Raw genomic sequence first — 24,107 nt, 5'->3', positions numbered from 1 at the left:
CAGGAACGCTGCACGGCTCATGTTCTCAAGGCGTTCTTACATCCCGGACAATCTGATCACTTTCGTGTAGTGACCCCCTTCTGGGACGACTGTCGCCTCCCATGGCTCCGACGGCAGGGCGCCCATCACCGACAACGCTGTCCGCAGGTTCAGATTGTCCTGCACCAGATCCATGGCGGCTTCCATCGGCGTGTCCGTCCGGACATCCGCCGGCGCCAACCAGGAGTCCTCGAACGCCCGCACGGCCTCCCGGATCGCTGCCTTTGGGTCGTCCGACTCCTCCAGCATCATCCACAGCCGCTCCGTCAGCAGCTCCAGCAGCCGCCGGGGCGTCATTAGCTCCGGGCCGTCCGGCAGCGGGACCGCCATCAGCTTTGCCCACTCGTTGTCCGGTGCCCATGCCTTCGAAAACACTCGCTTGGCTTCGGGCTGGGCCGGGGTGACGAGAAGTTGACCGGCGAGATGGGACCCACCTGCCATTGCGACCAGTGCGGGATCGGGGGTGACACCCGCCGCCTGCCGTTCTGCCACCAGCCGCGCTGCCGTCCGGGCGATCATTGCGCGCTGCTCCTCCATGAGAAAGGGCGTGCCGCACACCAACGGGTTGGAGGGGGAGCCGGGCGGGTCGCTAGCCAGCCAGCGACGGAGGAAGGTGAACATTTTTATCCCTCCTTCGCCTCGACCACGCGCTTGACCGTTGCCTTGTTGATGCCGACCAGGCGCGCAACAGCCGAGTGTGAGGGTAGTTGGGCAAAAAGCTGGCGCACCAGATCCTCGCCAGCCTCGGTCAGCCGGCGGCTGGCAGCGGCGCCGCTCTTGGCGGATTTGAACAGCTCCACGCCTGAAGCCTGAGCATCGGCCATGATGCGGGCCGTCGCCTCTTCGTCCGGTGCCAGCCTGGGGAGGGTACGGGCAGGCCGAGGTTTGGCGCTGGGCGCGTTCTGGTGGGATTGCCTTTGCTGGATTGCCGGCGCGGCCTTGGGTGCATCGTGGGGCACTCCTGCAGGCATCCCAGCGATGTGCCGCTCGACCCGTTCGATCCGCTGGATCAGCTCCACCAAGTCGAACTGCACCGGCTCGGGTGGTGCTTCGTGCTCCGTGGCCCTGGCGTGCGCCTGCACGGCCTCCTCGATCCACTCGCGCACGGTCATGCGTCGGGCCTTGGCGGCGCTAGCCGCGATCTTCCGCACTTCCTCCGACACACCCCGGATCGTCCAGACGTCCCCCACCATACCGTTCCTCACGTATGTCATCTGAATCACGCTCGGCACACTGATCAGTATGCCGCAGGTATGGCAAGAGATTCACTGGAGTATGGCGGCTGTGCTGCTTCTGTATTTCATATGTATGCCTATAGCGTGACTCTGGGAGCCGCCGAAGGATCTGATTCCTATATCGACGGCTTGAGCTGGCCTTTTTGCCTGCGGGAGGCATGTGGTCCGCGCCGCGTTTGTGCGCAAGGGAACCCTTGTGCAAGAAAAGCCTTGTGCAAGCCGTTGTTCATGGCATACACATGGCATGCAAATGTCATACAAAAGGGTGCGTCAGTATGGCCAAGCCCCCCACCAGGACCGTGGCATATATTCGTGTGTCGAGCGCCGATCAGGCCGATCACGGGCACTCCCTGGCCGCCCAGCGTGAGAAGATCGGCCTGTATGCCAAGCTGCACGACCTGGATCTGGTAGCCGTCATCGAAGATGCAGGCGCGTCGGCCAAGACCACTGATCGGCCCGGCCTGCAACGCGTGCTGGCCATGCTGGACAGCGGCGAAGCGGCCGCCCTGCTGGTGCCCAAACTGGATCGATTGACGCGCTCCGTGCGCGACCTGGGAGCGCTGATCGACCGCTACTTCGCTGAAGGCCAGAAGGCGGCGCTTCTCTCCGTAGCGGACTCCATCGACACGCGCAGCGCCGGTGGCCGGCTAGTGCTGAACGTCCTGGCCAGCGTCAGCCAGTGGGAACGCGAGGTGATTGTGGAGCGCACCCGCGACACGCTGCGAAGCATGAAGGCTGCTGGGAAGGTGATCGCCCGCCCGACGCTGGGCTACGACGTCGTGGAGAGCCGCCTAGTCGCCAATGTCAACGAGCTGGCGCTGATTGACCGCATCAAGACGATGCATGCAGCCGGCACGTCCTACAACGCCATTGCTGCCAAGCTGACCGATGAGGGTGTGCCAACCAAGCGAGGCGGCGCATGGCAGGCGACCACGGTGCGGGGCATCGTTTTGCGGGCCAACTGAAGCCGCGCGTGCCTCCATCAATCCTGATTTAGTGAGCCACGCCGACTGCCGCTCGGGCCTTCCATTCCTGCCCGCGTTCGCCGCCCCTCCGATTCGCGCTTCATACCGCTAACAACAGGGCAAAGCATCCCCAAGCAGCCCAACCTATTCACAGGAATCTGGTTGCAGCAAAGTGGAGTCTGGTTGCTGCGACTCGGCTTATTCAGTGGAATCTGGTTGCTAAGCAAATAGTTGTAATTCAAATAGCTTTCGAATAGCCCGGCAACCAGATTCCACCATTGACCGGAACCGCTGCCATCTGCCGAATGCGTGCCATGGGGAACATCCACCATCTCATCACGGCCCATGGGCTGGAGCGTGCGCGCGACCTTGCCGACACCAAGCTGGAACGGCAAGAACTGGAGATCGCTGCCGCCGTCCTCGCCGACGAGGGTGAAAGCCTGGGCATCTGCCATGCAGGCTTTGCTCTGACCTCCCTGCCTCACAAAAACACGCCAGAGCGGCTGTGGCGCAGGGAAGGGCATCGCGTCACGCTGCTGGTGGAATCTGGTTGCACGGAGAAGGGCGAGCTGATCGGCGTGCCCTATGGCTCCAAGGCTCGTATGATCCTGATCTATCTCCAGACCCAAGCCCTCCGGACGGGATCGCGGGAGGTGGAACTCGGGCGATCCATGAAGGCATGGATGACTGCCATGGGGATCGGCGCTATCGGTGGCGCAACCTACAAGGCCGTAACCGAACAGGCTAAGCGGATCTCCGCCTGCCGCCTGACCTTCTTCAGCGATCAGGGCGGCGCCCGCCAACGCGACAACGGCGCGTTCGTCGACAGTGCGATTGAGCTGACAGGGGCGCTGAACGACGATGCCCAGCCGATGCTATGGCGCGAGACGGTCAAGCTCAACGAGGCGTTCTATCACTCCCTGATCGAACATCCGGTGCCGGTTTCGGAAGCCGCGTTGCGGACCATCGGCAACAAGTCTCTGTCGATCGACATTTATGTCTGGCTCGCCTATCGCCTGCACAGCCTCAGCAAGCCGACGCCGGTTTCCTGGCAGGCCCTGTATGCGCAGTTCGGCGCCGGCTGCGCTTCTCTGCGCACCTTCAAGCAGCCGTTCACCGAGGCGCTGCGCATGGCCCTGGCCGCTTATCCGGATGCCCGGGTGGGAGTGGAATCTGGTTGCATCATGCTGCATCCCAGCCGGCCGCCGGTCACAAAGCGGCTGGCCGGGGCCGTGTCATGAAGATCATCGCCGTCGTCTCGCCGAAGGGCGGCAGCGGAAAGAGCACGCTGACACGCAACCTCGCCGCCGCAGCAGCTGCTGACGGGGTGCCAGTGGCAGTCATCGACACTGATGCGCAAGGGACCTCCGCCGAATGGGCTCGCGTGCGGGCTGATGCCGATGCCGCGCCAGTTGCGGGCTTTACCGCTGAAACCGCTGCGGCGGCCCGGCGCGCTGATGCAGCCGGCGCGCAGCTCGTGCTCGTCGACACCCCCACCGCGATTGAGAAGGACCCGGAGGGCTTCAAGGCCCTGGTGTTGGCGTCGGAGCTGGTGGTGATCCCCACCCAGGCACTACCTGACGATGTGCGCTCGGTCGAAACGATCATGCGTGCCGTTCAGGCCTTGGACCGGCCGGCGATCTATTGCCTCAACCGGGTGAAGCCGCGGGTAAAAGAGACCGACGGCGCACGCCTCCGGCTGACTCGGTCTGGCGATGTGGCCGCGGCGGCGATCCCCGACAGCGTCGACGTGGTGCGCGCAATGGCCAATGGCTACGGCGTGACGGAGGTTGGCGGACGCGGGGCGGACGAGGTCGCCGCGCTGTGGCAAGAAGTCCGGCGGAGGATCGGCCTGTGACCCCGACGATGAAGCCGGCCCGCAAGAAGCTGGGCTCAGCATTCGGTGACGATGGCTTGGTGCCGGCGGAGCGCCACCGGGACACCCGTGGCGACCTCCTGGTGTCTGCCCGGATCAAATTGGAAACGCGTCGCGAATTTATCGAGGAAATTGGGCGCTTGTGGAAGCGGGCGAACGACGCCTTCCTAGACGTCGGTCGCCACCTGATTGAAGCGAAAGCGCGCCTGGAGCATGGCGAGTTCGGTGAGATGGTGGAGCGGGACATGCCGTTCAGTCACCGCACGGCCAACATGCTGATGAAGGTGGCTGAGGCGGTCGACACTGGCACCCTTCCCTTCCCGGCCGATCAACTGCCCCCTTCATACGCGACGGTCTACGAAGTCGTGACCTTGAGGCCGGAGGAACAGCAACAGGCTATGGCCGCCGGATTGGTCAATCCTACCGTGCGGCGCGAAGACGTGGTCGCGTTCCGCCGGCAACTGCGCGTGCATGCGCCGCGACCAGCCAGTTCGTCCAGCCGAAAGGCGCTGGAGAAGGAGCTGGCCAAGCTGGAAGCGGAGGAGCGCCGCATCCGTGAACGGCGCGCTGAGATCGAGCGCATGCTGTCCAGCTTGGACGCCTGATCAGTCGGCGGAGCTGATGCCGCTTCGCGGAACAGAACGCCGTTGAGCCTCCGACGAATAAGGCAGAACGTCACTCCGACAGAGGTAGGGCATTGAGATCAGCCCGGATCTGTCGCCATCCCGGCATGTTCCTGTCCAAGACGCTCAAGAAAACGTCGTCGTGCCGGGGCGAAACAAAATGGGCCATTTCATGCAGAATGACATAGTCCAGAGCAGGAGGAGACTTCTTTGCGAGGTCGAGGTTGAGCCACACCAAGCCTTTGTCAGGATTGCAGCTTCCCCATTTGGTTTGCATGAGCTTGATGCCCCACCGTGGTTCAGGCACGTCAAGCCGCTCTGACCATTTCACGATGCGAGGCGCTGCCCGTTCCTTCAGTTGCAAGCGATACCAAGCGGACAGCCACCGTGCTTTCTGATCGGTCGTCGCCCCCGCTGGCACCGTCATCGTCAAGCGATCCGACGCGTCCGGTTGGATCACGCAGCGGTTCCCGGCGGCTGGCTTGACCAGCAGGCGGAGCGGCTTTCCGAAGACAAAATGGGTTTCCCCGGAGACATACCGGCGTTCGGACTGTCGGGCCTGCTTCTCGAACTCGCGCTGCTGCTTCTTGATCCAGCCAAGCCGCGTGACAACCGCCACCCGAACGGCATCGTCGCTGATGGCAGGCGGCGCCGCGACGCGGACGCGACCAGCGGGAGGGTAGACGCCGATGTGGAGGTTCTTGATCGGCTTGCGGACCAGCTCCACCGACAGTCCGGCGATTTCGATCAGCTCAGTACTCATCATGCGATCGTATGATATCGATGACGCTGCCCACAACCTCTTCCGCGTCGAGAATTCTGAGCAGATTCTGCCGGAGCATCCGCTCTTTCATCCTGTTGCCACGCCATCCGGTCTGGGCGGCGTTGCGGATCGCCTCGTCCACTGCCAAGGTCGTGGTCTCATCCTGACCGAGGTTGTCATAGAGCGCCTTGCGCCCCGGTGAGGTCATGGTCGAGGGATATTCCCCGCCATGTCCCGCCTTCACCGCCCTGACCAGATCCGCGATCTTTTCCAGATACTCCGCATAGGCGAGCGCGTCATCCCGCCGCTTCCTGACCAGATCGGTCAGCAGCTCCGACATCCTTTCGTAGAATTTCGGGTTTACTGGCGTCTCATCGGTGATTATCCGGCGCACGTTGTTTTCAATGGCTTCAGCGACATTCTCACGCTTTGACTTCAGGGAGCTTGGCAGCCCCTCCTCGACCGCTGCGCCTTTGCTCGCCACGAGATCGATCAGGCTGATGTCATCAAGGTGCGAAATCACCTCGGACTCTTCAGCCTTGATGTAGGTGTCGATCAAATGCCGCATCGCAGGCTCGAACTGCTTCATGTCGACTGCGTCACCGCTGTGCAGCCGGACAGCATCGCGGAGCATAATCGCCCGATCCACCTCGCCGCGGTATTGAGCCAACTGCAGGTCATTGACACCTGAGGCCGCCGGGTCGTCGGCCACGGCTGCGAATGCACGGGCATAAGCCGCGGCGAGTTTATAGAGCGCTTGGCGCCGCCGCGCTTTTTCCTCGGATTGCGGATCTGTCTCCCATCCACCTGGGCTGGAGAAGTACGCCAGAACCTGCTCGTCCCCCTTGGGCTGGTCCACAGGGTCGAGCAGTCCGAACCATGCGTCCCGCGCGGTTGTGAGGTCCTCGCCGGCCTTTTCCGCCCGCGATGAAATCAGGCCCTCGACATCGGCCGCGTCGAAAGCATCGAAGGCACCTGAGGTGTAATCGTCGACGGCGGCTTCGATGTTCTTGAACAGATCTTTGTAGTCGACGACGTAGCCGTAATTCTTGTCATCGCCGTCCAGACGGTTCACGCGACAGATCGCCTGGAACAGCCCGTGATCGCGCATCTGCTTGTCGATGTAGATGTAGGTCGCGGTCGGCGCATCGAACCCGGTCAACAGACGGCTGACGACGATCAGCAGCTTCATCTGCGCCGGTTCCTTGCGGAATTTCCGCAGGGACTCGGTCTCGTAGGCCTCTTCATCCGTGTCCAGATCGGTCATCAGCCGGTCATAGACGCGATAGACGTACTGCTTTTCCGTCTCCCCCATCCCGGCCTCTTCCCCGGTCAACTCCGAGGCGTTCCGGGTATACGATGTGACGATCGCGCACTTGCCGGCAAGGTCCGATCCGGAATTCCGCAAGATCTCGAACAGTCTGCACGCTTCGGGGATCGAGCCCGCCACCAGCATGGCGTTGCCGCGGCCCGCCTTCAGGCGCGGCTTCAGCTCCATATCCATGATGATGTCGTTGGCGATCTGCCCCAGCCGGTCCTTGGACGATAGCACGCGTTGCAGCGTGCCCCAGCGCTGTTTCAGCGTCGCCTTCGCCACCGGGGTCAGCCCCCTTGTCCTGGCCTCGAACCACGCGTCGATCTTCGTCGGCGAGGCCACGCGCTGGTCGATGTCGCGCGCTTCATAGCGCAAGTCCAGCACAACCCGATCCTCCACCGCCTCGTTGAAGCGGTAGGGCGTGCCGATGTAGGGGCCGAACACTTCCAGCGAGGTCTGCTTGTCGGTGCGCAAGAGCGGTGTGCCGGTGAAGCCGTAGAACACCGCGTCCGGCAGGATCATCCGCATGGACCCGGCCAGCTTGCCCGACTGGGTCCGGTGCGCCTCGTCGATGAAGACGAAGAACTCGCCCACCGGCGCGCCGATCTGGCCGCGCTGGATGTCGGTGATCATGGCGCTCAGCTCGTCCTCTTCCCGGCGGCCGAACTTGTGGACCAGCGACGCCACCACCCGGTGCTTGGGGTCGGCTAGCGCAGCCAGCAGGTCGGCGCCAGACTTTGCGCGGCGGACCTTGTCGCCGGTGTTGCCGAAAACCGCCTCGATCTGTTCGTCCAGTTCCTTCCGGTCGGTCACCACCAGGATCCGGGCATCGGGCCGGGCCTCGCGGATCCAACGGGCCAGCATCACCATGATCAGGCTTTTGCCCGAGCCTTGCGTCTGCCAGATGATCCCGCCCTTGCGCGCCCGCACGGCTTCTTGCGCGGCCTTCACGGCGAAATACTGGTTGGGGCGGGTGACCTTCTTGATGCCTGCGTCAAACAGGATGAAGTCGTTGATCAGTTCCAGAAACCGCGCGGGCGCCAGCATCTGCGACACGTCGCGGTCCAGCGGCAAGGGGATCGCGCTCTCCTCCTTCCAGGTCAGCCAATAGGGCTGCGGGGTCTGGATGGCGGCATAGCGCAGGCCCTGCATGTCGTTGCCGGCAAAGGTGATCTGGATGGTCGTGAAAAAATGCCGGATGAATTCGGGGCGCTGGTTGTCCAGCGTTTGGCGGATGCCCTCACCGATCTCCACGGTGGATTTCTTCAACTCCACAACGCCCAGGGCGATGCCGTTCACGTACATCACCAGATCGGGGCGCTTGTTGTAGGCCTTGGGGCTCTTGGCGCTGACCGCCACCTCCTCCGCCAGGCCGAGGTCGTTGGCGGCGGGGTTGTCCCAATCGACAAAGCGCACGGTGACCGGGGCCTCGCCGGGGCCGGAGGTGACCTGCACGCCATAGCGCAGCATGTCATAGGTGGCGCGGTTCGCCTCGTAGAGCTTCAGCCCGTCCATCCGGGCAGCGCGCTGCAATTCGGCGATGGCCTTGGTGACCACGTCCGGGTCATGGCCGCGCGCGGTCAGCCAGGGGCGAAGAAGGTCCGGCTCGATGTTGGCGTTGCTCGCGCGCTTGTGCCAGTCCCCCAGATAGCGCCAGCCGAGGCCGCCGGTTTGGCCCGAGGTGTCGCCGCACATCTGGGCGATCATGCGGTTCTGCGTGGCGCGTTCCGGGTCGCCGATGGCCATGAATATCCCCCCTGAAAAACCTGTCACCCGGTCAGACCAGCCTGACCCGCCCTGTCAAAAGGTTCTGCATCATCCCCTCTTTCATCGCCCGCGCCTTGGCGAGACGGGATTCGAGGGTCTGGATTTCGGCGTCCATGTCGGACAGGACCGCGGCGATGGCCTGTTGTTCATTTTCATCCTTTGGGAGGGGAATCTTGATAGCCTTCATGGTTTTGTTGGTAATCTGATTGATGGTCGCGCCCAAGTTCTCGGCAATCTGCTTTTGGACTACTGAAGATTGAAAGCACCAGACGAGATAGTCATTAATCTCTGACCTGAACGCGCTCATGAATGCACCGAACGCCATGCCATCGGCCCGGCTGTCAATAATAGCGGTCTTGCCAATTAGCTGACGACTGCCGTTTCGTACACAAATCAGTAGGTCGCCCGCTCTAACGGTCGCCTCTTCAGAGACGTCAACATCAACGAAGACGTTATTATCAAACGCGAGGCGGTCGTTTTGGATGTTCGAGGATCTCAGAACGAGGGTTCCGAATGGCTTCACATTCTCGGGCTTGTAGGTCAGCCCGGTCTTCACGTCGCCAAGCTGCGCGAGTCGCTTCACCTCCCACTCCCCTGAGAACCCCGGGAGGCGGCGGTGGGTGGTGAGCAGGTCTTGCATTGCGCCCTGCTTGATCAGGCGCTTCTTGGCGATCACCCGCTCCAACCCCGCCACCACCCCATCCGCATCCGACAACGCAGCGGCGATGGCCTGTTGTTCATGGAGAGGGGGACAAGGAAAGGTCAGTTTGCTGACCGCTGTCAGGTTTATTCCGGTCTTCGCACCCACATCAGTCATCTCGACGAAACGCTTCTGCGGTTCGGCTGATGCTAGATAGTAGGCGACGAACTTGGAGCATACCTGATCCGACGGAAGCCGCAGGCAGGCAACGTGCTGGTTGATGTACGCGGGTAGCGGCACCCTTTCATCTACATAACCGATGATGCCGATGTCAGCGGTGATGGAAATCAGGATGTCCCCGGCCCTGAGGCCCGTTCGAAGCCCTTCCCGTTCAGACTCTGGAAGAGCAACGTGTTGCCGGTCAGATAGGTCTGGGTAGATTGATGCTCGGTTCAGGTTCGTGATCCGCATAAACAGATCACCCGTCTCTGCGTAGTACTTGGCCCATCCGCGCGATCCGCTCGTGATGAATGGCGCGAAGGATGCAGCGGTTCGAACAGGCCAATCAGGCGGGAAATCCGTTGTCGTGCGGAGGACCGGCATGGACACGCTCATCCTGCCACCCCCATCGCCGCAAGATGCCCGGCCACCCGCGCCTCCATCTTGGCCAAATCGTCCATGATCTGCGGCAGGGTCTGGCCGTAGCGTTCGGTCAGCACCCGCACGCGGGCAGTCAGTGCCTCGGTGCGGGCCTCGACCTCGGCCCCGATAGCGGCCGTGATGTCGGCCAGCCACTTGTCCCGCACCACCAGGGCGCGGATATCGTCCTCGGTCAGGGTCGGGTATTTTTTCAGAACCGCCTCGGTCAGCCTCGCCTCGGCCTCCTTCGCCGCCTTCTTCGCCGCCGCCTCGGCCGCGATCAGCTTGGCCGCCTGTTTCAGCAGCGGCCGTTCCTCATGCTCCGCCTCGCCCGAGCTTTCGCGCGCCTTCACCGATGCGGCGGTCAGCTTGCCGGTGTCGGACAGCGCGAATTCCAGCAGCCCACCCTCGGCCCCGTGTTCCTCGGCCAACTCCTCGATCTCGCGGCCCAGCTCCTCGGCCCGGTCGGCGGCGGTGTCCAGCGCCTGTTTCAGGCCGGGGAAAAAGCGCGCGGTGATCAGCGCCGGCGGGATGACATCGGCGACAAGGCGGACCTTGTTCACGGTCAGGTCGCCCTCCTCCAGCCATTTCACCTTGCCGTCGTCGCTGATTTCCTTGCGGGCCTCGCGCAACTCGCGCGCCGCCGGCCAGCCGCCGCCCGCGATGATGAACACATCGTCCTGCATGGTCGCCGCCCAATAGGACATGAGGCGCTGATAGGCTTCGTACTTGTCGACCAGCGGCGCGGGATCGAACCGGGTCAGCATGTCCTCGGCGATGGCGTGGATCAGGTCGCGGGGATGGTCGCCTTGCCGGATCCCCAACAGCGCGGGGGTGTTGGCCGTAATCCAGCCGTTCAGGATGTCGGTGACCCGCGCCCGGAAGGCGGCAAAATCCGGGTGGTTGCGGATGGTTGCGCGCACCTGGTCGGGCGCCACCAGCGGATCGGCATAGCCCGTGCGCGGGTTCGGCCCGAAGAGCGTGGCGCGCAGGGATGGCATGACCGACCAGAATTCGCTCAGCGCGTCGATGTCACGCTCCGGCACGCCGCCATGCAGGTGGGCGGTGATGTCCTGACGATCTTCGGGATCGGACCCGTCGATGTAGCGGGGGATGTTCAGGTTGAAGTCGTTGCGGGCGATCTTATCGAAGGGGACGAGATCGGAATAGCCGAGGATGGTCTGCTGCCGGGTGAAGGCGTCGATGATCTTGTGGATGTCGCGCTCGCGCAGGCGGTTCTTGTTCCCATCCTTGATGAAGCCCTTGGAGGCGTCGATCATGAAGACGGGGCGGTCGGCCTGCGCCTCGGACTTGTCCAGGACGATGATCGAGGCGGGGATGCCGGTGCCGTAGAACAGGTTGGCCGGCAAGCCGATGACGCCCTTGATGTAGCCGCGCCTCAGAACCTTTTCGCGCAGCTTGGCCTCGGCGTTGCCGCGGAACAGGACGCCGTGCGGCAGAATGACCGCGCCCGACCCGGTGGCCTTCATCGAGGCGAGGATGTGCAGCAGAAAGGCGAAATCGCCGTTCTTGGCGGGCGGGTCGCCATCGACGAAGCGGCCGTATTCTGTTTCGTCGGTCAGGCCCGCAGCCCAGGCTTTGGCCGAGAAGGGCGGATTGGCGACGACGAAGTCGAAGGTCTGAAGAGTATGCGTGTCGGCCAGGAAATGCGGTTCGGCGATGACGTCGCCCTGCGCGATCTCGGCAGTCGCGCGGTTGTGCATGATCATGTTCATACGGGCGAGGCCACGGGTGGCGATGTCCATCTCCTGGCCGAAGATGGTGATCGGCACGCGGGCGGTCTCGGCGGCCTTGATCAACAAGGAGCCGGAGCCACAGGTCGGGTCGTAGACCGTCTGACGCGGACTGTTGGCCCGGCTGACGCCTGCGACAGCCGCCACGACGCGCGACACCTCGGCCGGAGTGTAGAATTGACCTTTGGACTTGCCCGCCTCGGTCGCGAAATTTCGCATCAGGTATTCATAGGCATCGCCCAGGATGTCGTCGCCGCCAGCCCTGTTCTTTGAGAAATTCAGCTCTTCCCGGTTGAAGATGTTAATCAGCGAGGTCAGCGTTTTCACCATCTTCGGGCCACGACCGAATTTCTCAGGGTCGTTGAAGAAGGCTCGATCGATCACGCCGCTGAGGTCGTTCTCTTCCGCAATACGGGCAATGATCGTATCCATCCCTTCGCCGATGTTCTTGGAGCCGCGCAGGGCCTTCATGTCGGAGAAGGAGGCCCCCGGCGGCACCTCGATCAACGCGTCGGGCTGACCAGCACGGTCGGACACGTATTTCACGAAGAGCAGGGTGAGGATGTAGTCCTTGTAAAGCGAGGCATCCATGCCACCCCGGAGCTGATCGCAGCTTTCCCAAAGGGATCGGTAGATGTCGCTCTTCTTGATGGCCACGGGTTGCTCGCTCTAGAATTACCTCAATTTTCCAGATTGATAAGGGTTTGGAGGCTGCGGCGCAATCACCCCGTGGGGTTGCAGAAGGCGTCCTGCATGCAAAAGACTGACTGACTGACTGACTGACGCAGGGTTAGATCTTGCCTCCGTCGATTACGCTAAAAGGGAGCGGTGCCTGCACCGGCTCGATGTGCTGGGCCTTGCTCTCACGCGCGTCCGCCTGGCCATTCCAGGCGCAATGCGGGTTCACCGTGTACTTGCCGGCCTTGATCCGCTGCACAGCACCGATCTCACACAGACGCGTCAGCGCCTTGCTGACCTCCTTGGAGCCGATGCCGGCATCAGCCGCCATCTGCTTTCCAGAAGCCATGATCTCGCCGGTATTACGCTCAACGTAAGTGAGCGCGACGTTCCAGACCTTGAGCGTGTCGAGTGGGCGCGGCCCATCGCCGATGGCTTTGACGACGGCGCGCATCTGCTGAGTGCTGATCATCGTGAAGAGCCACGGTTCCGAGGGTTGAAAGACCTCTACGGCGTTGTGAATCGCACGCCGAGTCATATCATCGAGACTCGGCAGTCCAAGTACAAGCTGTGCCGCGTCGGCCACATCGCTGTGCCTCTTTGGCCTGATCCGCGCGACCTTCGGCGCCATCGTCCCGGCATCCTGTGGACTGATCGTTGATGGGTGGCTCTACAGCCACCTCAGGGTGGCTGTAGAGCCACCCCATATCAAGAGGGATAAAATATCCCTCTCTCTCCTGTCTCTCCCCCTTAGGCGGTGGAAAAGTCGCCTTGTCGTTCCTCGACCCCCACCAACAAATCGGCAAGGCCGATGTATGCATGCCGCATAGGCCCGCCAGGAGGTCACTGGATGCGTTCTGCGCCTCGTCTGCTGTCAAGCTTAGGAGGACCGCCAGAACGCATCCAGCGGCATCCCAGCCGCCTCAGGGTGGGCTTGGCAATCAATGGGGTGGGTAGGAGTCCGCCAGCCCGATATGGGACCCGCTGACCAAGGGGTGCTCGGCGATGTTGTCGGTCAGTTCGACACCACCTGTGCCCGTGCTGGCGATGCTGGCCAGCAGGGGGTCCGAGTAGCAGCGGAACCGGAAACCTAGGTAAACCCCCTATCGGAGCGCGGAGCCACGTCTTGACAGCCCATCCGGTGCGTGCCTTGCTCGAAGGGTCAGCCGCCGGTGTTCACGCCGCGCGGCTTTTTTGTTGCCCGGAGAAAGGTGTGATCATGGCCAGAAGACGACCGCCGCGCTTTGAGCAGCGGGTTATTCGGAGAACCCGCCTGCGTAGTACGACACATCGTTTCGCTCACATTTGGGAATTGGAATGCAGCGGCTGTAACAGGCATTACGGCGCGAATAGTTGCGACCACCATCTGCGCCGGTGCCCGTTTTGCGGAGGAGGCCGGCCTCCTGAACCTCTTGATGGGGTAGACTCCAGTAAGGCGAGATGCTGAGACGCTTTCCGCGCCTCGATAGGGTTCTATTCGGCGTTCCAAGACGGCCCACAGAGCCGGTGTAGACCCTATCGAGACGCGCGGGGGGCTTACCTAGGTTTCCGGTTCCGCTGCTACTCGGACCCCAGCAGCTCCACCAGGGACAGCTTCGCAGTGGATGCGACCTCGACCGCCTGTGCCGGCCGACCCCACCCCCGATCGAGGAGTGCTACGGCAGCGGCCAGGCGCTCACCAGGTCGACCAGTCCGCATCACCTCCACCAGCGTCTCCACCGCCTCGACGGTGTTCTCCTGGGCCAGCTCCCGCACCCGGAACTCTGCCTTGGGGCGGCCGCCGGGATTGCCCGAGCGGCCTGGTTTAAAGCGCGTGTCGATGGTGGCCATCGCCTGCTCCGTTCCTGATATGAGGGGATTCTGATGCAATAGAGGCCGGCAAAGCTCAGAACTCAGGGCCAAGAGGTCCGGCGGTGATCTTTATGGCTGCGGCAGGCGCCGGCTTCGCCGCCTGGTCTTGCGTGACAGCGAGCACAGCGGGATCGTCAGCCAATGCCGCCTCCAACTTGCGCTGTATGCGTTGAAGCGGCCACTTCGCCCCCAGTTCGAACGCGTAAAGGTCCGTTACGGAAAGACCTTTCACCGAACCGGCGAGTTCCTTGAGGCTGAGGCCACGGCGTTCACGCGCTTCCCTGATGGAGGCGCCATACCGCTCTCTCTCCTGATCACGCTCAACCCGATTGAGGGTGTCTGGCTCTACCGTGATCTCGCGGTAGCTGAACTTGACGACGACACCGGCTTCCGTGACGCCAACGACAACGCCGGCGCCATGCTGATAGCGTCTTGAGTGCACCAGCTGGCCCACAACGAAGGTCGGCATGCGGGCCTTCCTGCCGGGCTTGCTGAGGACCGTCTTGCGCGTCTGGGGCGCCTTGGTGTTCGAGGCATTCACCGACACCCGATCTACCGGCTGCGCCTTGACCGACGGCTTGCTGGCGCTGTGCTGCGATGTTGCCGGCAGACGCTTCGCCTGCGGCAGAGGTCGGTTGGGCTTGTCAGCCGACACTTGCACCACTTGGCCCTTGCGTACCGGCTTCGGTGCCGGAATCACCCAGGTGTCTTTCCATTGCTGCCTGGCAAGCCAGTTGTGCGGTTTGGCGATCCACCGATCCTCCTTGCGGCTGTCCTTCATGGCGGTGGCGTACCGGGCAGCGCCGTCCACCAGCGCCTCCAGCGACGCCTCGCCGCCGACGACAACTCGACGGAACTCCTGATGAGCGAGGTGCCGGTCCTCCTGCTTTGGATACGCCTGCCAGAAAGCCTCGAAGGCAGTTTCTAGCTTGTGGGGTCCGAGTAGCAGCGGAACAGAAAGTCCGATTCAGGCGTCCTCATAGGCCAAGGCTACCGGACTGCGCAGTGGCCGCAGTTCACCCCGAGCCACCTGCTCCGGAAGGGTGAAGGCGTAACGGCCGAGCACGTTGATGTGCTCATGGGCAAGCGGTGACAGGCGGGCCACATCCTCGTCACGAACATCGAAGCCTTCCATCCGCAATTGGCCGAGCGCAGCATCCATGTAGATCGTGTTCCATAGGATGATGGCGTTGACAACCAGACCGAGGGCGCCAAGCTGATCCTCCTGGCCTTCCCGGTAGCGCTGTCGCAGTTCGCCCCGCTTGCCGTGAAAGACGACGCGGGCGAGCTGGTGGCGGCCCTCACCACGGTTGAGCTGAGTGAGGATGCGGCGGCGGTAGGCTTCGTCGTCGATGTAGGCCAACAGGTAGAGCGTCTTGACGATGCGGCCCAGTTCCTCCAGCGCCCGGGCCAGCCGGGTCGGCCGGTCGTTCGTCTGGAGCGTTCGCATCAACCCGCCGGCTTGTACGAGGCCCAGCTTGAGGGAACCGGCCAGGCGCAGCAGATCATCCCAATGCTCGGCGATGAGGCCCGTCCGCACCTTGTGCGCGGCCAACGTATCGAGGGGGCCGTAGTCGGCCGCCGGATCGGCCCGCCAGAATCGGGCGCCACCGACATCGGCGATCCGCGGGCTGAACTGGTAGCCGAGCAGCCAGAAGATGCCGAAGATCACGTCCGTGTAGGCGCCGGTGTCGGTCATGATCTCGGTCGGCTCCAACTCTGTCTCCTGTTCCAGTACGACGCTCAGCAGCACCAGGCTGTCGCGCAGGGTGCCGGGAACGGTGATGGCGTTCAGGCCGGTGAATTGGTCGGAGACGAGGTTATAGTAGGTGACGCCGCGCTCGGAGCCGAAGTACTTCGGGTTGGGGCCGGCGTGGATGGTGCGCACCGGCACCACGAAGCGCAGCCCGTCGGCGGAGGCGACATCACCGCCGCCCCACCGCCGCGCCAGATCGATGCCATTCTGGGCGGCGACGAGCCGGGTGTTGGCCTGGGTCAGGGTTTCGGCACGCAAGTAGTTCTGCCGGACCCAACTCAGGCGCGGCCGCCGGAGCGCCGGCAGGTCCGGGCGCGCCAGCGGCTCCAGACCGGTGTTGCACGCTTCGGCCAGCAGCACGGCGCACAGCGAGGTCTCCAGGTTCCGTGCCCGCGCCTCGGCTTCGCTGGCGTGGGTGAACGCACCGGCGAACCCGGTGCGGGCATCGATTTCCAGCAGCAACTCCGGCAAATCGACGCGTGGCAGGCGCGCCGTCACGGCGTTCCGCAGGGCGACGAGGCTTGCCGGCTCGTCGAGGCGGTCGAGCCCGGTCAACACCAGGTCCTCGTCGGCGCCATTCTGTTCCAATCGGACGCCGGCATTCTCCGGCAGGTTGCCGGCGACAGATCGGAACGCCTGATCGAGCCGTTCGGTCAATTGGCCGATCTCTTGGCCCGCGTTCTGGGATTTCCCCAGCGTGCGGCAGACGGTTGGCCGAGCGGCTTCCCAAGCGGCACCGTCGAGCAAGCCAATGCGGGGGTCGGCAAAGCGCAGACTTGGCGTCGCGAACACGTCGCGGCGGCGTAGCGCGCCGCGCAGCCGATCGACCAGACACAGGATCCAGGCGCGCCGGTCAAGGACGCCGTTCCGGATCACCCGGCGTTCCCAGGACTTCGGCACGAACTCCGTAGGCCATGGTGCGCCGCGTGCACTGCCCTCCCCAATCGTCTGGAGGTGGTGCAGAGCCTTCAGCACAGGCCGGCCAGTCGGCATGGCGCCCAAGCCGACCACACGCACGAAGTGCGGCAGGAAGCGCCGGATGCGGCGGTGCTGCGCCATCAGTTCGTCGAGATAGGGATCTTCCGGCGGCTTGGTCAGGCTGTTCACTTGAGCCACGGCGGCTTCCAGGGCGGCTTGCGGCACAGCCCCGAAAACGGCGGTTCGCAGATCACTGTCGCCAACATCACCGTCGAGCACCAAAGCACAGACCCTGCTCAGGATGCGGGCGGCGGCGTCAAGGTCGCCCAGGCTGCGCAACCGCGCCTCCCGGCCCTTACGGACGGCATCGACGAACATCCGGGTGACGAGCAGGTCGAAGAGGTCGAGCACATCGTCCTGCGCGCTCGCCTCCAGCGTCCGAATGAACGCCAGCAGGGTGGCAGCGCGGCGCTCGTCCGGCAACCGGGCGACCGCCTGGGCCTTGGCGACGCCGGCGAACCGCGCCAAAGACATGATGCGGACTTTCGGCAGATGGCTGGTGAGCGGTAGACCAGCCACGAGGTGCCGCACCTCGTCGAGGCGCTCAATCGCGCGCACCAATTCGTTGGTGCTTTGCAGGGTCGGTCCCGAGCGGAGCCGGTCCATCGGGCTCTGTCGCCCACCCTCCGGCACCGCCAGCAGAGCGTCGAGACGCGCCTTCTGCTCGGGCGTGATCCGAGCCGCCAGCAGGCGCCACAGGCGGCTGTTGGCACGGGACCGCACCCGCGCGACGGTCCGTTCGAGCACGCTCGCCCCTGGCAGCAGCACCTTGTGCGTTACCAGCCAAGCCGTCGCCTGGTCGAACAGGGCCGTCGGCCGGTCTGTCCCCGTCCAGCACAGCGCGTAGAGCCACCGCTGGAGGCGCCATTGCGCGGCCGGCTCAGCGAACTCGCGATAGCCGTAGGCGTGTCGGATTTCGGCCGCGTGGTGCCAGCGGGCCTTTCCGTCGCGATAGCGGCCAAGGCATGCCGGGTCGGGGATGCCGATTTGTCGCGCCAGGGTGGCAGCCACCTCCGCCGGCACCTCGGTCGGGTCGGCGAGAAAGGTGCCAAGGAAGCGCACCGTACCGAGCTGCACGGCGAAGCCGAGGCGCATGTGATCCCATCGCCGTCGCCCGATCATCGCCAGATCGGCGTCGTCGAGATGGAAATGGCGATCGAGCTGCTCCCGGGCCGGGACACCGTTGAAACGGCCGTACCGCCGCTCCTGCTCGGGCGTTAGGAAGCTGACCGGCATTCCAGGATCACCGAGGCGAGCCGGGGCCGGTCCAACCAGCGCGGGCCAACGTGTCGATGAGCGTGCTCCGGGCGATACCGAAGGTACGGCAAACCGCCGCTTTGCTCGCGCCGTTATCAAGGGCGGCAACGACCGCGTCCAGTTTTTCAGGTTCAATGGCGAGGGGGCGACCACCATTCCGGCCGCGCCGTCGTGCTGCTACAAGTCCGGCTTGTACTCGCTCCCGGGTCAAGGCACGCTCATACTGGGCAAGCGCCCCGAAGATATGGAACAGAAGCTCCCCATGCGGTGTGTTCGTGTCCATGCCCTCCGTCAACGACCGGAACGCGACGTTGCCGTTGCGCAAGCCAGTCACGATGTCGAGCAGGTGGGGCAGCGAACGGCCGAGACGGTCGAGCTTCCACACCACCAGCGTGTCGCCGGGCTTCAGGAAGGCGAGGCATGCTTTGAGGCCGGGGCGGTCATCGCGCGCTCCCGACGCCTTGTCCTCGAACAGGTGACGTGCATCGATGCCGGCGGCGATCAGGGCATCGCGCTGCAAGGCCGTGCTTTGCCGGTCGCTGTCGGACGAGACGCGCATGTAGCCGACCAGCATGTACGGAAAACCTCTCTGCGGTGATTTCCGTACAGCCTATCATTCCGACGGGGATTGCCGTACAGGAAAGCGGAGCCGGTGAGCCGATCAGCGGCGAGGTGGGGAAGCCTGTCGGAAAACAGGTGTTTGCCGACGGAATGCCGCCGACGGGAGAAGCGAAGCAGTGCAAGCCAAGCCGTAGATTTTCCAGCGACCGCCAACGTAACTGTTCCGGATTGCCCGCATATCGGTCAGTTTCGCGCATTCCGTTCGTTCGGGCCAGTTCGGCAATGCAGCAAAGGACGTCCTCGTCCTCCGGGTCCATCGCGCCCACCAGCTACGTCGCGGTGACCTTGGGCATTGGGGCCAAGTAGTAAAAGAACAGGAAGTCCGATCGGAGCAGTAAGTAGCAACGGAACTCCGTATCGGCTGAGCACCCGTTCACGTCACCGCTTGTCGCTACGACGGAGGCCGAGCGGCAACGGCCTTGAGCACGGCGCTTAGGTGCTCGATCCCGCGCGTGATGTCACGATCATCCAGGCTCGCATACCCCATCACGAGACCGGGGTGGTCCGGACGATCGGAGATGGATGATGGGTCATAGAGCGGTGTGATGGGATACACGCCTACCCCCGCCGCTCGTGCCGCGGAGACGAGCATGGTCTCCTGGTCCATTGGAAACCGCGTGAGCCAAGCAACGACATGCAGACCTGCCTCCGCGCCAACAATCCTGACCTCATCGCGGAGTTGACTCTTCTGCAACGCAGTCAGGAGAGCGGTTCGCCGCTCCCCATTGCGCCTGCGCACCCGTCGCACATGCCGTTCGTAGGCGCCACTGGTGAGCAACTCCGCCAGGGCGTCCTGTTCCAGGCTCGGCGTGTGCCGATCCGCCAGCCGCTTCGCCGCGCGGAAGGCTTGGCTCAACGCCTGTGGAACCACCAGATAGCCGAGCCGCAAGGCGGGCGAGAGTGTCTTCGAGACCGTCCCGAGATAGATGACGTTCCTGGCTCCCTCTAAGGTCTGCAGGGTGGGAATGGGGGCGACGTCGAAACGATATTCGCCGTCGTAGTCGTCTTCAATGACATAAGCCCCGCAGTTCCGTGCCCATGCCAGCAGGTCCTGCCGGCGACTGACGGACATGACGCTGCCGAGCGGGAACTGGTGGGACGGTGTCACGTAAGCCAGACGGGCGGGTGGGAGTTGATCCGTGCGCATGCCTTCCCGGTCCACCGCCCGAGGAATCAGCCGGGCGCCCGTGGCCAGGAGGATGTCTCGCGCCGCCGCATAGCACGGGTTCTCGATGACCGCCGGCTCCCCGGGATTGAGCAGCAACCGCACACACAGGTCGAGACCTTGCTGCGACCCGTTCACTACGATGATCTGCTCGGGATCGCAGCGCAGCCCTCGCGCCCGCCAGAGATAGCCTTGCAAGGCCGAGCGAAGTTCGGGCGAGCCGGACGGGTCGCCGTACTGGAGGCGGGACGGACGGCGCAGGATGGCAGCATCGACCGCCCGCTTCCAGGTGAGCGTGGGGAAATCCGACGCGGCGAGATCGCCATAGCGGAAGTCGGCAACGGGTGTGTCGGTTTCGGGCCGACGGTGCATGGGAAGGCCGACCACCCGCTGACCGAACTCTGAAAGGCGGGTTGGAGGCGCCTGGACGCCCTGCCTCATCACTGGCAGGTCCATTCTCAAGCCACTCGGGACCTGCGGCCTGGCGCCCTGCCTTGCTTCCAGGTACCCCTCGGCGGCGAGCTGTTCATACGCGGCCGTCACGGTCGTGCGGGACACGCCCAGGTCGGCGGCGAGAGCCCGCGACGACGGGAGGCGCGAGCCGGGGGGATAAACGCCTTCGGCGATTTGGGCCTTGATCGTATCGCTTATCCGGGCGGTGACGGTCTTGGCCCCATCCGACTGCGGGATTGCGAGCATTAACTGGACCAATCAGAAAGATGAAAACTGGCTATTCAGTGTGTGCCAGTTTTCGGGGAAACTCCACCCTGACAAGGAGGCCCAAATGTATATCCCCCCTGCGTTCCGCGAGACCGACCTGCCGTTCATCCATGAGACGATGCGAGCCGCCGGGCTCGCCAATCTGGTCACGGCGATGGCCGACGGAATGGTGTGCACGCCGCTGCCCTTGTTCCTCAACGCTGATGAAGGGGACATGGGCACGCTCTACGGGCATGTGGCGAAGGCGAATCCCCAGTGGAGGGAGGCGCCGATGGGGGAGGCCCTGGCGATCTTTATGGGGCCAGATGCCTACGTCACCCCCTCCTGGTACGAGGGCAAGAGCCGGGACGGAAAGGTCGTTCCGACGTGGAACTACGTGACGGTCCACGCCTACGGCCCGGTCGAATTCTTCGACGATGCCGAACGGCTGCTTGATGTCGTCACGCGCCTGACCGACCTCCACGAGGCATCGCGCCCTCGGCCCTGGGCCGTCAGCGATGCTCCATCTGACTTCATCCAAGCGCAGTTGCGGGGCATCGTCGGCGTGCGGTTGCCCATCACCCGGATCGACGCCAAGCGGAAGATGAGCCAGAACCGTAACGTGGAGGACAGGGCGAACGTGAAGGAAGGGCTCTCCAGGAGTGGTGACACTCGGGAACGCCAAGCCGCCGCTCTTATCCCAAGATGACATCGGGTTGCGCCGCCCGCATCGGGTCGCGAACGGCCGTTTCCCAATGTTAGCAGGATGTTTAATGCCTTACGTGTTCTTGGACGGAGGTGCCCCGTGCCCGATGTGAGCCAGTTCGCTTTGTTCTTCGCCGCCGCTCTGTTGCTTGCGGTTACGCCGGGGCCAGGCATCTTCTACGTCGCCGCCCGCACGCTTGCTGGCGGCCGAGCCGAGGGCATTGCCTCCAGTTTCGGTACTGGCTTGGGCGGCTTGGTCCATGTGCTCGCCGGCGCCCTGGGTGTCTCTGCCCTCGTGCTTGCCAGTGCCGAACTGTTCACGGCGCTGAAGTTGCTTGGCGCGGCCTACCTCGCTTGGCTCGGGTTGCGCACCATTCTGGCAGCCCGCAAAGACGCCCTCGCCGCGGCGGCCGAACAGGCTGGCGCACCGGCAGTTGGTGTGCGGCGTGCCTTTCGGGAGGGCGTGCTGGTGGAGGCGCTGAACCCCAAGACGGCCGCGTTCTTCCTTGCCTTTGTGCCGCAGTTCGTGGATCCCGCAGTGGGCGACGTGGCTCTACAATTCGCCGTGCTGGGCGTGGTTTCGGTTTTGCTCAACACACTCGCCGATGTGCTTGTAGCCTTCGCAGCCGGCAATGTGCGTTCGGGTATTGGGGGGCGGCCTCGCCTGGTCTGCCGGCTACGCGAAGCATCGGGCGCGGCTATGATCGCGCTCGGCCTGGGTCTGCTGCTCGCCCGCCGGCCGGCGGTGTGATAATAGGGCCGCCGGGCCATCGTGTGTTGAGCGCGGTCTGGTCGCCGGCTCTCTGCTCAAGTTCCAGACGCAGGCTAAAGCCGCAGATCGGCGAACGGTTATCTGGAAAACGTCGGAGCTGGTGTCGCCAATCGGACTTTCTGTTCCGCTGCTACCCAAACCCCCTTGTCGTCGGCACCTGCAGCTGACGGCGCTGGATGCGGCGGAGGCGGAGCACCAAGCGCAGCATCCGCCGCATCCGGCGTTGCCCCCTTCTTACTCCCCCTCCCTTTATGGTCGGGGTCATAAGAAGGGTAGCGTCCAGCCGGATTGACCACAGCAGTCAAGTCCGCTTGACCACTTTGTTGCGTGGAGTTGACTGTATCGCGCGAGGCGCTAGCCAGCTCGTAGCAAGGGCGGTACTGGTTGGAGCCTCGGCGGCCGCCATGCGAGATGCGCTCGATGAAGCCCAGAGACATCAGGAGCTTGACGCTGTTGATGGCGGTCGTCCGCGTCTTGTTGATGCGCACGGCAAGCGTCTCGTAGCTGGGCCACGCCGCACCCTTCTTGGGGTTATACAGGTCGTCGATGTGCCAAGCCGACCCTATCGCAGCGACGGTGATTTTCGGATGAGACATCACCATCCGGATCCAGCAGGAGCGGGTGGCTCGATCAATGATGATGGCGGCATTCATGGAGGCGTCGGACATCACCGGCACTCCTGGCCAGCCAGCCACGCCTCAGCGGCGGCCTTGCGGATCAGCGTTCGGCGGCCAACGCGGACAACAGGCGGACCGTCGCCGCGCTGTTGCATGACGTAGAAGGTTCGGGGGGAAATACCGACAGCGGCACAAAACATGCGGACGCTGTAGGTGAGCTGGTCGGCGGGAAGAGTTTCGATATGCACAGCTTTTCTTTCTCAGAATGGAAGGGTGTTCGCCTCTGCCGTCCTGGTCCTCTCGGTGTGCGCCGAGGAGCATATTTGAGCATAGTGCTGCGAGCTTTTGCATAGTGGTCCGGCCCCCGATCATGATTTTTCAGAGGGGCGAAGCACCAGTTTGCTGGAGTCCCATCGAGGAGACAGGCTCGCCACGGTGGCGCACGAGCTCATCCTTGGGCATCCCTTCACGGCCCTGCCTGCCTATCCGCTCTGCATCTGATACAATCCTCGAAATGCCCCCCTTGATTGAATTTAGAGGATCAGACATCATGTACGAAAATACGCGCAAGTTTAGTACCAAGAACTTTACCGTTGTCTGGAGGGAATATGAGCCGAAATTTGTAGACCCGTTGGCGCTTGGTCAAGATGTGACTGAAATGGTTACTGAAGGTCGAGCCATGCTCACCCAAATGAACGCGAAGGTCTACTTCCGCGACGTGGAAATTGGAAGTGCGTGCCTTGCGGATTGCATCTACATTTACGCTGACGCAGACAACCCGTATGGCCATGACCGCGTGATCGTCGAGGACCGGAGTTATCACAGCAAGGTGGTGCGTTGGGCCACTAACGATGCGCGACAGCAACTCGCTGATATACGAAGTGAGTGGCCGGACCTTTACATCAGGAAGACAGGATAATCGGGACCAGCACCGTAGCGGTGCACCACCCAGGTGGCGGCCTCCATCGAGCTCAGGAAGTCGCGTCCTTTGCGGATCTGAGCGTGGGCGGTGGCAGGGAGGCGGTGTCGCTGGACGTGAGCATTGGGCTTCCTGGGCATCCGTCGCCGCCGCACGATGCGCTGGGGCGCCCCGTTCCCAAGGCGCCCCAGGCAGGACTGCGTAGCGTCCGGTCAGCGGCGGAAGCAGCCGGTGGACGGGCCGCTCAGCAGGACGGCACACCATGGAATTCGCCAACAGTGTCCGCTGCTACTCGAACCCCACTGACAAGGCGTCGCTCAGTCGTCCGCGTTCATCGCCGGCAAGCTTTCCAGCCATTCCTCCAGCGACGTCTCGTTCAACAGTTCCGCCGCTTCTGGGGTCACTACACGAAAGTGATCAGATTGTCCGGGATGTAGGAACGAAAATAGAACTTATGCTGCGAGCAGGGACTG

At 63.5% G+C, this 24,107-nt stretch carries 21 protein-coding genes; 8 read left to right on the top strand and 13 right to left on the bottom strand.

What is annotated here, in order from left to right:
* Positions 1-36: 36 nt before the first annotated feature.
* Both FZ983_RS33300 and FZ983_RS33295 read right to left on the bottom strand, forming a co-directional pair.
* Positions 37-660, bottom strand: coding sequence for a hypothetical protein (locus tag FZ983_RS33300; protein ID WP_149229031.1), 624 nt, complete (start codon positions 658-660; stop codon positions 37-39).
* 2 nt (positions 661-662) lie between these two features.
* Positions 663-1,151 carry a hypothetical protein gene (locus tag FZ983_RS33295; protein WP_188092622.1) on the bottom strand — a complete coding sequence of 163 codons (489 nt, stop codon included), beginning with the start codon at positions 1,149-1,151 and terminating at the stop codon, positions 663-665.
* 398 nt (positions 1,152-1,549) lie between these two features.
* Between FZ983_RS33295 and FZ983_RS33290 the strand changes: the two genes are divergently transcribed.
* The 4 genes from FZ983_RS33290 to FZ983_RS33275 all read left to right on the top strand — a co-directional run bounded on the left by FZ983_RS33290 (position 1,550) and on the right by FZ983_RS33275 (position 4,720).
* On the top strand, positions 1,550-2,239 hold the full coding sequence (locus FZ983_RS33290) for a recombinase family protein (RefSeq protein WP_149229029.1): 690 nt from the start codon (positions 1,550-1,552) through the stop codon (positions 2,237-2,239).
* 314 nt (positions 2,240-2,553) lie between these two features.
* The gene (locus FZ983_RS34460) at positions 2,554-3,480 is read left to right on the top strand and encodes a replication protein RepA (protein WP_188092621.1); all 927 of its coding nucleotides are present in this window, start codon (positions 2,554-2,556) and stop codon (positions 3,478-3,480) included.
* Positions 3,477-4,097 carry a ParA family protein gene (locus FZ983_RS34455; protein WP_188092620.1) on the top strand — a complete coding sequence of 207 codons (621 nt, stop codon included), beginning with the start codon at positions 3,477-3,479 and terminating at the stop codon, positions 4,095-4,097. Before FZ983_RS34460 ends, FZ983_RS34455 begins: the two co-directional genes overlap by 4 nt.
* Complete coding sequence (locus tag FZ983_RS33275; protein ID WP_149229026.1) at positions 4,094-4,720, top strand: DUF3102 domain-containing protein; 627 nt, start codon at positions 4,094-4,096, stop codon at positions 4,718-4,720. Before FZ983_RS34455 ends, FZ983_RS33275 begins: the two co-directional genes overlap by 4 nt.
* Before the next feature lie 70 nt (positions 4,721-4,790).
* Here FZ983_RS33275 and FZ983_RS33270 read toward each other — a convergent pair whose 3' ends face one another.
* From FZ983_RS33270 to FZ983_RS33225, 10 genes are all read right to left on the bottom strand, one after another.
* Positions 4,791-5,501 carry a SprT family zinc-dependent metalloprotease gene (locus tag FZ983_RS33270; protein WP_149229025.1) on the bottom strand — a complete coding sequence of 237 codons (711 nt, stop codon included), beginning with the start codon at positions 5,499-5,501 and terminating at the stop codon, positions 4,791-4,793.
* Positions 5,491-8,562: an HsdR family type I site-specific deoxyribonuclease gene (locus FZ983_RS33265; RefSeq protein ID WP_149229024.1), complete on the bottom strand. Its 3,072-nt coding sequence runs from the start codon at positions 8,560-8,562 to the stop codon at positions 5,491-5,493. The genes FZ983_RS33270 and FZ983_RS33265 overlap by 11 nt, the downstream gene beginning before the upstream one ends.
* 31 nt (positions 8,563-8,593) lie before the next feature.
* Positions 8,594-9,838, bottom strand: a complete 1,245-nt coding sequence (locus FZ983_RS33260; RefSeq protein ID WP_149229023.1) for a restriction endonuclease subunit S — start codon at positions 9,836-9,838, stop codon at positions 8,594-8,596.
* Positions 9,835-12,273: a class I SAM-dependent DNA methyltransferase gene (locus FZ983_RS33255; protein WP_149229022.1), complete on the bottom strand. Its 2,439-nt coding sequence runs from the start codon at positions 12,271-12,273 to the stop codon at positions 9,835-9,837. Before FZ983_RS33255 ends, FZ983_RS33260 begins: the two co-directional genes overlap by 4 nt.
* Positions 12,274-12,406: 133 nt before the next feature.
* Complete coding sequence (locus tag FZ983_RS33250; RefSeq protein ID WP_149229021.1) at positions 12,407-12,925, bottom strand: replication/maintenance protein RepL; 519 nt, start codon at positions 12,923-12,925, stop codon at positions 12,407-12,409.
* A 929-nt stretch (positions 12,926-13,854) separates the two neighbouring features.
* Entirely contained in the window at positions 13,855-14,124 is a 270-nt protein-coding gene (locus FZ983_RS33245) for a DUF5681 domain-containing protein (RefSeq protein WP_188092619.1), read from the bottom strand.
* A gap of 55 nt (positions 14,125-14,179) precedes the next feature.
* On the bottom strand, positions 14,180-14,956 hold the full coding sequence (locus FZ983_RS33240) for a hypothetical protein (protein WP_149229020.1): 777 nt from the start codon (positions 14,954-14,956) through the stop codon (positions 14,180-14,182).
* Positions 14,957-15,112: 156 nt separating this feature from the next.
* Positions 15,113-18,115, bottom strand: a complete 3,003-nt coding sequence (locus FZ983_RS33235) for a Tn3 family transposase (RefSeq protein ID WP_149229019.1) — start codon at positions 18,113-18,115, stop codon at positions 15,113-15,115.
* 7 nt (positions 18,116-18,122) lie between these two features.
* Positions 18,123-18,710, bottom strand: a complete 588-nt coding sequence (locus tag FZ983_RS33230; protein ID WP_149229018.1) for a recombinase family protein — start codon at positions 18,708-18,710, stop codon at positions 18,123-18,125.
* Positions 18,711-19,148: 438 nt separating this feature from the next.
* On the bottom strand, positions 19,149-20,621 hold the full coding sequence (locus FZ983_RS33225) for a PLP-dependent aminotransferase family protein (RefSeq protein WP_149229017.1): 1,473 nt from the start codon (positions 20,619-20,621) through the stop codon (positions 19,149-19,151).
* 85 nt (positions 20,622-20,706) lie between these two features.
* Between FZ983_RS33225 and FZ983_RS33220 the strand changes: the two genes are divergently transcribed.
* Positions 20,707-21,330: an FMN-binding negative transcriptional regulator gene (locus FZ983_RS33220; RefSeq protein WP_149229016.1), complete on the top strand. Its 624-nt coding sequence runs from the start codon at positions 20,707-20,709 to the stop codon at positions 21,328-21,330.
* 96 nt (positions 21,331-21,426) lie between these two features.
* The gene (locus tag FZ983_RS33215; RefSeq protein ID WP_149229015.1) at positions 21,427-22,077 is read left to right on the top strand and encodes a LysE family translocator; all 651 of its coding nucleotides are present in this window, start codon (positions 21,427-21,429) and stop codon (positions 22,075-22,077) included.
* A 98-nt stretch (positions 22,078-22,175) separates the two neighbouring features.
* Here FZ983_RS33215 and FZ983_RS33210 read toward each other — a convergent pair whose 3' ends face one another.
* The gene (locus FZ983_RS33210) at positions 22,176-22,766 is read right to left on the bottom strand and encodes a helix-turn-helix domain-containing protein (protein WP_149229014.1); all 591 of its coding nucleotides are present in this window, start codon (positions 22,764-22,766) and stop codon (positions 22,176-22,178) included.
* A gap of 499 nt (positions 22,767-23,265) precedes the next feature.
* Here FZ983_RS33210 and FZ983_RS33200 point away from each other — a divergent pair, with 499 nt between their 5' ends.
* Together FZ983_RS33200 and FZ983_RS34555 are read left to right on the top strand one after the other, a co-directional pair.
* A complete protein-coding gene (locus FZ983_RS33200; protein ID WP_149229012.1) occupies positions 23,266-23,634 on the top strand; it encodes a hypothetical protein in 369 nt (122 codons plus the stop codon).
* 262 nt (positions 23,635-23,896) lie between these two features.
* Positions 23,897-24,107: hypothetical protein (locus tag FZ983_RS34555; protein WP_211103036.1), on the top strand; the 211-nt coding region annotated here is incomplete at its 3' end.

Origin of the sequence: Azospirillum sp. B21, assembly GCF_008364825.1 — a bacterium.
In the GTDB taxonomy this organism is placed as follows: domain Bacteria; phylum Pseudomonadota; class Alphaproteobacteria; order Azospirillales; family Azospirillaceae; genus Azospirillum.
This window is presented reverse-complemented; position numbering and strand designations above follow the sequence as displayed.